This is a genomic window from Mechercharimyces sp. CAU 1602 (assembly GCF_024753565.1).
Lineage (GTDB): Bacteria > Bacillota > Bacilli > Thermoactinomycetales > JANTPT01 > Mechercharimyces.
In genome coordinates this window covers 2077105-2090083 of sequence record NZ_JANTPT010000001.1, presented here as the reverse complement: position 1 = coordinate 2090083, position 12979 = coordinate 2077105, and the positions used below count along the sequence as shown (strand labels likewise).

Annotated in this window: 14 protein-coding genes; 11 read left to right on the top strand and 3 right to left on the bottom strand. The window is 43.1% G+C overall.

Annotated elements, in window-relative coordinates; genetic code table 11:
* Window positions 1-63: 63 nt before the first annotated feature.
* The 3 genes from NXZ84_RS10680 to NXZ84_RS10670 all read left to right on the top strand — a co-directional run bounded on the left by NXZ84_RS10680 (window position 64) and on the right by NXZ84_RS10670 (window position 2990).
* The gene (locus tag NXZ84_RS10680) at window positions 64-1293 is read left to right on the top strand and encodes an O-antigen ligase family protein (RefSeq protein WP_258840239.1); all 1230 of its coding nucleotides are present in this window, start codon (window positions 64-66) and stop codon (window positions 1291-1293) included.
* Between the two features lie 120 nt (window positions 1294-1413).
* The gene (locus NXZ84_RS10675) at window positions 1414-2064 is read left to right on the top strand and encodes a 3D domain-containing protein (protein ID WP_258840238.1); all 651 of its coding nucleotides are present in this window, start codon (window positions 1414-1416) and stop codon (window positions 2062-2064) included.
* 35 nt (window positions 2065-2099) lie between these two features.
* Window positions 2100-2990: a DNA-3-methyladenine glycosylase family protein gene (locus NXZ84_RS10670; protein ID WP_258840237.1), complete on the top strand. Its 891-nt coding sequence runs from the start codon at window positions 2100-2102 to the stop codon at window positions 2988-2990.
* Between the two features lie 36 nt (window positions 2991-3026).
* On the opposite strand, the gene NXZ84_RS10665 is transcribed toward NXZ84_RS10670, so the two are convergent.
* Window positions 3027-3245, bottom strand: coding sequence for a hypothetical protein (locus NXZ84_RS10665; RefSeq protein ID WP_258840236.1), 219 nt, complete (start codon window positions 3243-3245; stop codon window positions 3027-3029).
* A gap of 184 nt (window positions 3246-3429) precedes the next feature.
* Between NXZ84_RS10665 and NXZ84_RS10660 the strand changes: the two genes are divergently transcribed.
* Entirely contained in the window at window positions 3430-3582 is a 153-nt protein-coding gene (locus tag NXZ84_RS10660; RefSeq protein WP_258840235.1) for a hypothetical protein, read from the top strand.
* A gap of 29 nt (window positions 3583-3611) precedes the next feature.
* Here the strand turns inward: NXZ84_RS10660 and NXZ84_RS10655 are convergent, their stop codons facing one another.
* Window positions 3612-4958: a hypothetical protein gene (locus NXZ84_RS10655; RefSeq protein ID WP_258840234.1), complete on the bottom strand. Its 1347-nt coding sequence runs from the start codon at window positions 4956-4958 to the stop codon at window positions 3612-3614.
* 226 nt (window positions 4959-5184) lie between these two features.
* Between NXZ84_RS10655 and NXZ84_RS10650 the strand changes: the two genes are divergently transcribed.
* Genes NXZ84_RS10650 through mutY form a run of 3 tightly spaced genes read left to right on the top strand, consistent with a single transcriptional unit; the run spans window position 5185 to window position 8091 of the window.
* Window positions 5185-6042: a YitT family protein gene (locus tag NXZ84_RS10650; RefSeq protein WP_258840233.1), complete on the top strand. Its 858-nt coding sequence runs from the start codon at window positions 5185-5187 to the stop codon at window positions 6040-6042.
* Window positions 6043-6056: 14 nt separating this feature from the next.
* Complete coding sequence (locus NXZ84_RS10645) at window positions 6057-7004, top strand: mechanosensitive ion channel family protein (RefSeq protein ID WP_258840232.1); 948 nt, start codon at window positions 6057-6059, stop codon at window positions 7002-7004.
* Complete coding sequence (mutY, locus tag NXZ84_RS10640; protein ID WP_396654018.1) at window positions 6991-8091, top strand: A/G-specific adenine glycosylase; 1101 nt, start codon at window positions 6991-6993, stop codon at window positions 8089-8091. Before NXZ84_RS10645 ends, mutY begins: the two co-directional genes overlap by 14 nt.
* Here the strand turns inward: mutY and NXZ84_RS10635 are convergent.
* Window positions 8078-8302 (bottom strand): hypothetical protein, encoded by a 225-nt coding sequence (locus tag NXZ84_RS10635; RefSeq protein ID WP_258840231.1) that lies wholly within the window; start codon window positions 8300-8302, stop codon window positions 8078-8080. The two genes, mutY and NXZ84_RS10635, sit on opposite strands and share 14 nt — an antisense overlap.
* A 97-nt stretch (window positions 8303-8399) precedes the next feature.
* Here NXZ84_RS10635 and pabB point away from each other — a divergent pair, with 97 nt between their 5' ends.
* The 4 genes from pabB to NXZ84_RS10615 all read left to right on the top strand — a co-directional run bounded on the left by pabB (window position 8400) and on the right by NXZ84_RS10615 (window position 12913).
* Complete coding sequence (gene pabB, locus NXZ84_RS10630) at window positions 8400-9869, top strand: aminodeoxychorismate synthase component I (RefSeq protein ID WP_258840230.1); 1470 nt, start codon at window positions 8400-8402, stop codon at window positions 9867-9869.
* 89 nt (window positions 9870-9958) lie between these two features.
* Complete coding sequence (gene uvsE / locus NXZ84_RS10625) at window positions 9959-10927, top strand: UV DNA damage repair endonuclease UvsE (RefSeq protein ID WP_258840397.1); 969 nt, start codon at window positions 9959-9961, stop codon at window positions 10925-10927.
* A 48-nt stretch (window positions 10928-10975) separates the two neighbouring features.
* Window positions 10976-11668: a hypothetical protein gene (locus NXZ84_RS10620; protein WP_258840229.1), complete on the top strand. Its 693-nt coding sequence runs from the start codon at window positions 10976-10978 to the stop codon at window positions 11666-11668.
* Between the two features lie 816 nt (window positions 11669-12484).
* A complete protein-coding gene (locus NXZ84_RS10615) occupies window positions 12485-12913 on the top strand; it encodes a GNAT family N-acetyltransferase (protein WP_258840228.1) in 429 nt (142 codons plus the stop codon).
* The last annotated feature ends 66 nt before the right edge of the window (window positions 12914-12979 follow it).

Genomic DNA, 12979 nt, shown 5'->3' with positions numbered 1-12979 from the left:
AATTTTGTGGTCTTATATGATGACGGGTTTATAATTGAGACGGGTCTTTACCTGGAGGTAATTATGAAAGAAAAGCTAAGATCTATATACAATACTCTTGATCAGCGGGAGAAATTCGTGCTCGCGTTATACATATCGATTTTGATCTCTCCTGTGATTCCTGTGCTGATCCTTGCATGGATGGGAATTCAAAGTGTGGTACAAAGGCAATTCAATTGGAAAGTGAAAGCATGGCCAGAAGGATTCTTTTTGTTGCTAATGGCGATCTCATTACTAAGTTGGGTACTGGAGCCGGTCTATTATTATGGTATTCCAATTGTACTTATTCCAATGCTTACGTTTTTTCTATACTACACCCTTAGTTTATGGGTGAAGTCTCTGGGCTGGACGTGGAGGCAGATACAGCGGGTGTATTTGCTGTTTTGGCTATTAGGATTGTACCCTGCCGTGGTAGCGACTTTACAACGTCTAGGATGGTTTCCTATGTATAAAGAGCCCCTCCTCTTTATCTTAGGCTATTATCCTTTGCAAAACATTTCTCATACGAGAGTTGTGGCCACAGCACTTAATTCTAATTTAGCGGCAGCAATGTTTATTTGTTTAGCATTGATCAGTATTTATGCTGCCTACGTATTGACTGTAAAATGGCAAAAGTGGTTTGCGCTCGCTTGCTTTTTCTTCTATTGCACCACCATCTGGTTCACGGGATCGCGCGGAGCTTGGGTGGGACTACTGATTGGTCTTTTGGTGCAAGTATGGATGACGGGCAACCGTAAACGAACAGTAGGATTATTTCTTAGCTTGGTGGGATTGGCAGCATTGGTATATACCAATCGAACGTTAATTCCACGGGAAGAAACGTTATTTGCTACAGCCAAGGTGAGGATTGGTGTCTGGCAAAATTCGTTTCAAATATTTCTAGATCATTGGGCATTAGGAACCCTCCCCCTTCGCTTTGGGCAACTTTTTTACGAACGTACCGGGGATACTATTAATCATGCGCATAACACGTTTCTCAGTGTGGCGAGTGAATATGGTGTAGCTGGATTTGTGGGATTCTGTTTATTGGTTGTTTTAACCATTTCCCGTGCTCGCCGCTGGCGCAAAGATGCGATCCTTCGGGTTGAAAAACGATTAGCAGGGATGCTCACCTCTGTTGTGGTGGCGCTTTTAAGCCACGGGATGTATGATCATCCGATCCAAACCCCCCAAATCGGATTGTTATTCTTTTTCAGTGTGATTCTTATCCACGATCAGTATGAGCGTTCGCGTCCCCATAAGCTATCGTCTTAGCATAAAATGTAAATTACCTATACTAAAGATCTTGTTGAAGATAGGTATAGAAGTAGTATCTTTTGGTCAACCTTGAGAATAAAACGATGTATCTATTAATCTATGAGGGAGACGGATAAGATGCTTAAACGATGCTTATTCTTATTGTGCACGTTGTTACTTCTCTATCTATCTGTGAATGGTATGCAAGGAAAAGAAGATGAAGTAGAGGCGAAAAAAAAGCCCTATACGCTGATCACTGTAGTGAAGGGAGACACCGTCTTTAATCTAGCAAAACGCTATCAGACGGATGTGGATACGATTTCACAGCTTAATCAGTTGGTAAATCCAGCACTCATACGTGTAGGTCAGAAATTAAAAGTACCACAATCAAACGAAGAAAAGACAGCATCTATGGATCAAGCAAACTCGGAGAAGAAAAAAAGTGAAGAGGCGAATGCGGTGCCGGCGATGGTGCGAGGGGATGCAGTAGGCGAATTCACTTTGACTGCGTATACAGCAGGTCCAGAATCAACAGGCAAAAAAGCGGGTGACCCAGGTTATGGAATTACCTCTAGTGGTGCTAAAGCAGTAGAGGGGATTACAGTTGCGGTTGATCCGCAAGTGATTCCAATTGGATCACGTGTTTATATAGATGGGCTCGGTTATTTTGTTGCTCAAGATACGGGCAGTGCCATACAAGGAAAGCGTATTGATATCTTTATGGAAGATGTGAGTGAGGCACGTCAGTTCGGTGTGAAAAAGGGTTTTAAAGTTGAAGTGGTGAATTAGCTGTATGGAGGATGGAGAAAAAGGAGCTTAAGTAAATGCTAACATGGGAATTTAAGCCACAGGTGCCTTACTCGTTTGCTCAAACGATGAGGCGCCTCCTTTCGTTTTCTAAGTCGAGTTATATTCAGATGGATGGTTTTTTTTATCGCACCTTGCGCACAACCCAGGGAGGGATCTATGTAATAGGGATAGCAGGGTCGGATGAACCGGAAGTGGTATTGCGTGTGCAAGTATTCGGGAAGCCTTCACAGGAAGAAGAGAATGAGCTGAAGCAATTGATAGCTCATATGTTTTCTTTAAATACGGACCTTACTCCTTTTTACAAGCATGCAGAGCAAGATGAGATCTTGACAAAAGTGGTTGCGCAGCGGTGGGGACTTCATTTGATACGGGAGCCTTCTCTATATGAATGTTTGATGCGTACAATCATCGGTCAGCAGTTAAACCTCTCTTTTGCAGCCACGTTAATTGATCGTCTCATCGCATTTTCTTCGCCGTCACTATCATGGAATCAGCAATTATTATCCGTTTTCCCAACAGCGGAGATGGTAGCTGTACTAGACTATAGTGATTTGGAAAAATTGCAGTTCAGTAAACGAAAAGCGGAGTATGTGATCGACCTGTCGCGCAGTATAGCAGAGAATAACTTAGATCTTGCTGCGCTTTCTGTACTGGATAACGAGGAAGTAAGTACGACGTTGCTTCCTTATCGGGGTATAGGAAGATGGACAGTAGAATGCTTCTTGCTATTTGGCTTAGGTAGACCCAATCTGTTGCCAGCGGTTGATATTGGGTTACGAAATGCCATTTGGAAGGCATACGGTTACGATGAGAAACCATCTGAGCAAGAAGTTCGTCGATTAGGACAAAAGTGGGATCCATGGGGAAGCTACGCCACGTTCTACCTATGGGATACACTTTCATAACGGAAGGTAGACCCAAACCGAGTAAGGGGGGATGGATTACTCATGCAACGCTTCTTTGTATTGACTAAGCAATTGAAGGGCATGTTTCTCATCTCGTTTGGGAACGAGCAATTGATAGGTGGCGATTTGCCTTTTACGGGAAACTTTAAGTTCACTGTATATATTGTGTCGCTCTAACTGATTGCGTAGGGAGTAGATAACGCGGGGAGCTCCGAAGGATTCGTGCACAACAACCATACGATCAAAAAATATCATAATGCAGTTCACCTCTTGTATGGTTTTTCCCTTTATTCATGTGATGTAAACGTAAGCAAGGTTTGTTATAGTATATGCATGTTGTGTAATAAAGCGTACGTGAATCTGTATACGAGCGAGATATTACACTAATGTTACACGAAAGTGACTAATTTGTAAAATGTCTGATAATTGGAGGAGAACAATGGCGAAAAAGAAAGCGAAGCAAATAAAGAATGAACACGTCCTTCCCCCGATAGAGATTTTAATGCGTGACATGCGGCGGTTGGGTTTATGGTTAGGAATTTCGACGGCATCTGTATTAACATTAGCATGGATGATCAGCACATTTGTATAAAATTGCATATAAAAAAGAGCCCCCTGTATTTAATTCGATTGCGGAGCAGGGGGTTGTTCTGTAGCTTCCGCATGAAGGTTAACTAAACGCAGACGAATCTTCGAATCTGTATCTTGCTCAAATACGATAAGGTTTTGTTCGTTTTCGGAGAGATAATAGTTTTGAATGGAGAGGGGAGTGTGGTACATCACTTTCTCTTCCATCTCCTCTGCGATGCGAATAATTTCATGGGCCTGAGCAATCCAGACCCCGCTAGCGCGGTAATAGATGAAATCAGGATTACTTCTTTCAGCATAAGGGTATACATCAAATACGCGTGATTGCTGTGACTCTAAGTTTAGTAGCTTTAAAACACCATTCATCGTATATGAGAGATAAGTACCTCGATTGCTGAGAGTATGGTAATTAAGACTTGTCGGTAATAAGTTTTGCTCACTTTCTACGTAGTGAAAAAGTTGGAGATCCTTCACATGAACGCGATCAATTTGTGGTTCTTCATTAACTATTTTGCCGGTGGCGAAGCTGTAAGCTTCTCCTTCCTCATCCCATAGGATACGGTCAATAACCCATTCTTCCTTCGCTGCTGTGTAGAGTGTTGTCTCTTTATTCGTTTGCAAATCTCGCCAGATAATTTTATGGCCCATTGGGATGGCGTAATCGCGTAGTTTCTTCTCGCCTTGAAGATAGGTGAGAACATTTTTATGAGGAACAAAAGTAGCCCCACTGCCCTCTATAGAGTCGATTTTCTTTCCATTTTCCGTGTTGTAGAGATCATGTTCATTTAATAACAAGGATTGTTCATCTGATGACCACTGAACAAAAGCAGGATGATTAGGGTTAAAGGCACGGATATCGTTATAGAGGATAAACGCTTGTTTTATATTTATATTGTAGAGATAGAGGCTGACACGACCGCCGCGTTTAGTGGTATAGATAATGAACTGTCCACTAGGTGATGGCCATACGGATTGTAAATTCCGTGTTATGACGTGGGAGCGCTCTTCTTTCTTATGTTCAATCTTAAGAGTCTTCTGTTCTTGATGAAGGAGCCAAGGAGTATCGCCTAAAGGGAAGCGGCGATGATCGGCAGCATAAATCATAATATTTTCATGGTTGTTTTGTCGCAGTTTTTTGGCATCTAGATCAAGCACATACTCTCTCTCTTTTTCATCAGCCTTTTGGGCAGTGAAATAGAGCTGGTTATTTTCAAAGTGATAAGGAGTAGCTTCTTTAAAGTGAGTTTCTAACAGTACTTGCTGGCGATGGCTCTGTTCTTTATATATCCAATACATCCAGCTGATCGCGCCGACGAAGACGAGAATTCCAACGATAAGCCAGGATATTTGTCTGGTAAGGTAAGGTCTGTAGAATGGCATATGCGGTTTCCCCTCTCCGAACAACAAGCGAATGATCCAAGTAGGCTTGATGCTAGTTGCTTCTATTTTACTAGATATCGGATTAATAACCATGGTAATACTTTCTAGGGAGAAAGTTTAGAGGGTGTGATCAGTGCGTGTTCTCCCCATACTTTTGGTATAATGAAGGATGATGATAAATCGAAAGTAGCGGATGGGGATAGGTTATATTGGGGGCATAAATTAGATGAATCAATTGTATAAGGCCGTAAAGTTTAGTCGAAAGTGGTTTGTAGTTGCGCTGGGTAGTTTTTTGGTAGCTATTGGATTGGAATTGTTTTTGATTCCCAATCAGATTATTGATGGGGGAGTTGTAGGATTATCTATTATTTTCAGTGAGATTACACCTTTATCATTATCTATATACTTAATCTTAATCAATCTACCCTTCTTATATTTAGGTTATCGCGAAATCGGGAAAACCTTTGCCATCTCAACGATGGTGGCAGTCGCATTGCTAGCAATATTTGTCCGCTTTTTTCACCACATTGAAGCTGCAACAGACAATGCTTTTTTAGCCACCGTGTTCGGTGGTATTGTGATTGGGATTGGGGTAGGCTTAATCATACGAAATGGTGGCTCTTTGGATGGAACAGAAATCTTGGCGATCATTGGGAATGAAAAACTGGGATTTTCGGTGGGCGAGATTGTAATGTTTTTTAATATCTTTATTTTGGGCAGTGCAGGTTTTGTTTTTGGTTGGGATCGAGCCATGTATTCCTTGATCGCATACTTTATCGCCTTTAAAGTGATTGATATTGTGGTGGAGGGTTTAGATGAATCCAAGTCAGTCATGATCATCTCTGATAAACCGGATGAGATCGCAGAAGCAATTTTGTTCCGTTTGGGTCGCGGAGTAACCCACATATACGGTAAGGGTGCATATACACAGGAATCAAAAGAGCTTTTATACTGTATTGTGACCCGGATTGAGGTTGCTAAACTAAAAAGTATTGTGCTTGAGCACGATCCGAATGCCTTTGTGGCGATTGAACATGTACATGATGTTCTTGGAGGTCGATTTAAGAAGAAATCTATACACTAGGGACGTGAAATATGATGATGGCGGTTGATGATTTACTTAAAAATGCCGAGGAAACAACAGATGAAATTGTAAATAACCCAACCCTATTTTTAACGAAAATTATGGAAGAGTGGTTATACCCGGTAGTGAAAGTGGCGCTCATCGTGGTGTTAGCTATGTTGGCTTTGAAGTTTTCTGCCCGCTTTATAGACCGCATTTTTGAGCTCAGGAGAGATGGAAATAAAAATGTAACCCTGAGCAGATTGATTCAGTCGACGGCGCGGTATGTTATATATTTCTTAGCGGGTCTGATGATCTTGTATAGCGGTTTTGGGATTAACCCCGCTCCTCTCTTAGCTGGTGCAGGGATTGTCGGATTGGCGATTGGCTTTGGAGCACAAAGTTTGGTGAAAGATGTGATCAGTGGCTTTTTCCTCATATTCGATAACCAGATGGAAGTAGGCAATTATGTTGAATTGAACGGTAAAGTTCAAGGTGTGGTGGAGGAGATTGGCTTACGTGTTTCTAGAATTCGCGCCTTTGATGGTAGGATGCAATATGTATCCAATGGTGAGATCACACAAGTTTCCAATTATAGCCGTGATGAGATGCGTCCGTTGGTTAACGTGAAAGTCCCCTATGAAGCAGATGTTTCGCTTGTGTGGGATGTATTGGATGATATTTGTGCAGATATCGGACGGCGCTATGCGCCGTATTTGAAGGAGTCTCCTTCAATCTTAGGGATTACCAGCATTCAGGATAATGGTACACAATTTACATTGATGGCGTTGTGCGAGGCTGATCAGTATTGGTTTATCGAACGTGAAATTCGCAAAGCAGTAGTAGAGCGTTTAAATAAAGAAGAGATCAGTTTAGCTTATCCACGGCGAGTGGTTGATTATGTAGAAGCACAAAGTGATGAAGGTGTTGTGAGAAAGAAAGGGTCGTTTATGAGCCAGAACAGAGCGGGTGAAGCCGACTAAGATGAGTAGTGCTGAAGAGATTACAGCTGAAGTATCAGAGGGCATCCAGCAAGACCTGTTGACATGGTATGATACTGCCAAACGAGACTTACCATGGCGTCAAAATCAAGATCCATATCGTATTTGGGTGTCAGAGATTATGTTACAACAGACACGTGTAGATACAGTAATCCCGTATTTTGAAAACTTTTTGTCACAGTTTCCTACCTTAGAAGCATTGGCGTCGGCGAGCGATGGAGAAGTAGTTAAGGCATGGGAAGGATTAGGTTACTATTCGCGCGTCCGCAATCTTCACACGGCGGTGAAAGAGGTGATGGCTGAGTATGGGGGGGTTGTCCCGCAAGAACTTCCTGCTATCTCTAAATTAAAAGGGGTAGGTCCTTATACGGCGGGGGCGATCTTAAGTATTGCTTATAATAAGTCTATACCTGCTGTCGATGGTAATGTTATGCGGGTCTTTACCCGATTGTTCGCTTTATATGATGATATTGCCAAAGTGAGCACGCGTAAAAAGATTGAACAGTTGGTCGCGCAAGTAATTCCTTCAGAACGAGCGGGTGATTTTAATCAAGCAGTGATGGAGTTAGGAGCGATGATCTGTACGCCCTCGTCGCCGCAGTGTTTGCTCTGTCCAGTCCAAGCTTATTGTCGGGGTTTTGCTCATAATGTAGAGCGTGATTTGCCGGTGAAAAAGAAAGCGAAGCCACCGGTACATGTTTCGGTGGTGATGGTATGGCTGACTCGGGGAGATCAGATCTTGATCGAGAAGCGACCGGATACGGGCTTGCTGGCAGGGATGTGGGGATTGCCAACGATTGAGCGACAGGAAGGGGAGGTGGCAGAGGCGACCCTTGCCCGCGCTTTATCGGAGTGGGGTTTGGAAGCTGTAATCAGCGGGGTGAAGGGGCAGTTTGAGCATGTATTTAGTCACCGTCGCTGGATGAGCACGGTTGTAGCTGCTACCCCGCAGGTGGAGCAATCGTACCCTTCACGCTGGATGTGGGTTACAAAGGAGAGGCTTTTAGAATACGCTTATCCTAAAGTGTATCAGAAAGCATTCCAAGTGATGGGTATCAATCGAAAGTGATCTGAGATCCGTGATCCCAGCTACTATCAGAGAAATGAAGCCCACCACGTCGCTCGATTTCAGTGACAACCCTGTGGTGGAATGAGATCCCTTCCTGGTTGATATAAGGTGAGAGCTGGGAGATAATAGTATGGTAATATGCCAGTTCTTCCAGCTTCCACTGGTTAATTGGGAGATCACTTAGTTCGGTTAATTGACGACCAACATACATAGGGGTCACTCCTACACGTTTATTTTCTAAAGAAATACACCCTTATTATGAAAGAAAGTGACAGAAACCATGTATGACGAAAGCTAAGGAGATAATTATGCAATTATTCATCGAAGAATATCCTCATGATATAGACCTGGAGTCCTTGTTTGCGGCTTGTTATGGGGAGCAACCTTATTCCTTCTGGCTGGATGGGAATGATGATGAGCGTGGTCGCTATTCCTATATGGGAGGCGACCCTTTCTTTATCTTGGAAAGTTGGGGTGAGAGGTACCGTCTACGAAATATGCGCTCAGGTGAGGTGAATGATGGGGAAGGCGACCCTTTTTCATCCGTACAGCAGATTTTAGAACAGCTGCAAGTGGATCATATTGAATCAGATAATGAGGAGATCCCTTTTCTGGCTGGGGGGGTAGGCTACTTTTCTTTTGAAAATAAAAGCTTTGCTGAACCTGTGACACAGACTAGAGAGAATGGGGAAGATATACCGGACAGTTGCTGGATTTTTGTTGACAAAATGTTGATCTACGACCGAAAGGAAAGGCGCACCTGGTTAAGTAAATGGCAGTTACAGGAAGAATCGGTGCAAGAAGCTCGGGATGCATTAAAAGCGTTTCGCCAAGGGATATTTGAGCAACATGAGTTTCGTCTTGCTTCGCTCACGGAAACATGGGATGCAGGCTCACTCCAGCATTGGGCAGATCAACTTGAGGTGCAGATGGAGGACAAGATCCATTATCGCGAGAAATTGAGACGGATTCAGGAACATATTGGGCGTGGAGACATATATCAAGCATGTTATACATATCCAGTGAGAACTTTACTACAGGCCGACAGTTGGACGTTGTATCGCATCCTTCGTCAATTAAATCCTGCTCCGTTTTCCGCCTATTTGAGATTGAACGGGGTGGAAGTACTCTCTTCTTCCCCCGAACGTCTTCTCCGCTGTTATCAAGATGGTCGAATGGTGAGCTCTCCAATCAAAGGTACACGTCCACGGGGCAAAAGTATAGAAGAAGATGAGATATTACGGTTTCAGTTGGGTCATCATGAAAAGGATCGAGCCGAGAATGTGATGATTGTAGATTTGGTGCGAAACGATTTCGGCAAAATTGCGACGACAGGTTCTGTATCGGTTCCACAATTGTTGGAAGTGGAGACATATGCGACTGTTCACCAACTCGTATCAACGGTTGAAGCGAAGTTACAGGCGGGATTAAATCCTCTTGATGCAGTACGGGCGGTCTTTCCCGGGGGATCGATGACGGGGGCACCTAAAATACGCGCTTTGGAGATACTAGCAGAGCTAGAATCCTCACCACGCGGAATCTATGCAGGTGGACTAGGGTATTGCGATGTGCGAGGTGGGCTTGATCTTTGTATGGTTATCCGCACGATTATTTGTCAAAAAGGAATGGCTACCTTTCATGTGGGTGGTGGGATTGTAGCAGACTCGGATATTGAAGCCGAGTTTTGTGAAACAGAGGATAAGGGTCTTGCTCTGAAAGCGGCAATTGCCATGGCAAATGCTATTTATCATTCGTCAATGGATAATAGTAAGAAATGATAGGATTAACTCATTTTTTACTGGTATATACTAAGTAGTAGCTTAGCAACTTAACCTGTACCATGAGAATGAGGAATTGGGTGAAATGTATGTTGGTCCGCTTCGGGTTTGTGGCGATGAGTATGCAAGTGAAAAATGCCTCGCCCTCCAAGACAATGACTGCTTCTGCATTTGAAAAAATTGCAGATCGTGAGGCTGCTTTACGTAAACTGGTACGTCTTGCACAGGAGAATCTGCAGAATACGAAACGATTGCTTTATCATTGTATCGGGCACGATATTCGCTTTTATCGGTTCTCTTCCCGTCTTCTTCCCTTAGCAGGACATGATTATATAGAGGGGCTGGATTACTTTTCATTGTTGAAAGATGATTTTTACCAAGTGGGTGAAGTGGTGCGTAAGCATCAGATACGCACAGGCTTTCATCCTGACCATTTTACTGTGCTCAATTCACCACGATGCGATGTAGTAGCCTCTTCTATTGCGAGCTTGGATCGTCATGTGAAGATGCTCGAGGCGATGGAATTGGATCAAAGTCATAAGTGCAACATCCATATTGGAGGGAGCTACAACAATAAAGAGAAAGCTGGGCGTAACTTTATCAATCAATTCTCGTTATTAGATAGACGACTGCAATCATACTTGTGTCTGGAAAATGATGATAAAACCTTTACGGTAGCTGAAACCTTAGCGATTGCTGAGGAGGTAGGGGCACCGTTTGTATTGGATATTCACCATCACCGTTGTAATCATGAAGGGGATTTATTAACCGATTATTGGCCCCGTATTGTGACAACTTGGAAAGATGAACCGTTTCCGCCAAAAGTTCACCTCTCCAGCCCGAGAAGTGAGTCACAAATGCGTGCACACGCAGATTATGTTCATCTTGATGATGCAGTGGAACTACTACGAGGGGCGGCTGAAGTGACGGACCGTCTTGATGTAATGATTGAAGCAAAAAGAAAAGACGAGGCTCTTTTTCGACTGATAAAGGAATTAGCTTCACATCCAGCCGTCACGGTAATGGATCAAGCTTCGATACGGTGGAAGGAATCATAAGCTGAAGCAAGTGATGATAGGAGGAATAATCCGAGGGGGAGGTGTCGCATGAAGAGAGGAAACGGCAACTCGTCTGCTATATATGTGGGTTTGACGCTTTGTTCAATAACACTCAATCTTGTAACAGTGATTTTGTCACTCTCTTTTTTAACTGAAGCGTTGTTTGGGTCTGACTTGGAACGTATGATCTATATTTCTCATCATCAATCACAGATAGTGATCGCTTGGAGTGCCTGGATAGTGGCAACTTTGGCAATGGTGCTAGTCTTAATTATGTTAACGCATAAATTGGGGCGGCAATTTCGCGCTATTTTACAGTTGGCATTATTAATTTGGGTGATTGGTGCGAGTGCAGGAGTATTGACTCATCTCATTCAAATGACAATTATCCCTGGAGTAGCTGCTCTGTTTCTTCAGATGCCATCTGTTGCACTGGCCCATTATTTTTCCTCATGGGATCAACTGATGCAAGAAATGATGACCCTTTTTAGTAATACAGCCTATGCAATAAGTGCCCTGATTTTTACAACTGTGATGTTGCGTTCTCGATTTTTATCGGAAAAGGCCAGTTATACTGCTGTTTGTTTATGGGCGTTGCTCTTGTTTGCAGTGGTTACTTCACAATGGGTTGAATTCTTGATGCCGTTTGTCTTAGGGAGCTCCTTTATTCTTTTTATTCCGTGGGTGTTACTCGTTAGTGGAGGAGATGATTCACAGGGAAGGGAAAGCATCTATTCATGAGCGGGTAGTAGGGAAAGAAGGAAGGAAAAGTAGAAAAAGCTAATTATGAAGTTGCGAATAAAAAGGGAATGCAAAAAAGTGACTGGGGAGAATTTAATGACTGCTTAGCAGGTATGGGAGTAGCAAATGGGGCAAGGGGTGTATTTGATGCAATATTATTCCTCTATTATGAAGGAAAATTGTGATATAATTGATTACGAGAATTGGACATAAAGATCCGGGCGGCGTAGGCTGAAAATCCATCCATCAGGTAGGGGGTGGGGCCTATGACAGGAAGCGAAGTTCTGGCTATCCTCACTTTTGTTGTGTTGTTAATCGGTCTGCTGATAAAGGTAGCCGAGTTAATTTTCAACATATACAAAAAATAGTCCGCCCAGGGTCGACAACCTATAGGGGTGGACTATTTTTTAGGTTTCCCTCGATGGGTTCGGCTTAACGCCGCTCTGTGTCCATGCAATTTCTCCGTAAACGGTGAGTGTATCCAGGACTCACCGTTTTGCATTCTATAAACATAATACCACAATTGACTGTGTTTTATCCATAGGAGACGTTCTTTATTTTCTGAACCTTATTACGGTTAGATTTCAAACAGCAGAAAAACAATTGCGATAGCAGTTATGATCGCCCCGCTAATTCTCACCGCTAAATTAAATCCTCTCACTCCCTTTGAAATACCGATTCCCATAACGACGGTTCCGATTAAATCTAACTGCTCAGGTAATAGACCGATGCCAAACGCATCTTCTTGTCACGTAGCAGTAGATTTAGTAGAATATGAAGAGGGTTTTTTGACTGCCAAGGAGGTACTACATCACCATGCATCTTCGTTCTTTCCAATTGTCCGACATTTATGCGGTTTCCACTATATGGGATATGAATGCTGTGCGTAGAGAAGAAAGTGAAACATTAAAAGTGATGGCGAAACAATTGGCTCATGATCGTGATCTGGTATTGGTTGCAGAAGAAGATAACGAAATTGTAGGTGCGATCGTGGGAACGATGGATGGGGGAACGGGGTTCTTTTATTGTTTGGCTGTCCATCCGTCGTATCAGGGACGCGGGATTGCCAGAATATTGACGAGTGAATTAGAAGAGCGTTTTCGCAATAAGGGAGTGCGCTCCATCTGGATTACAGTGGATGAGGGGACTGAAAAACTGGTTCCATTTTATCGCCATTTAGGGTTTCACAATACCTGTTCAACCCGTTTGGAGAAAGATTTGCTCTCTCTACCAAGAAACGCCTAAGTCATACCATTTTACCGCCACCCGTATTTAATGGGGATGGCTCTTTATTTTTGGGAGGATTTTTTC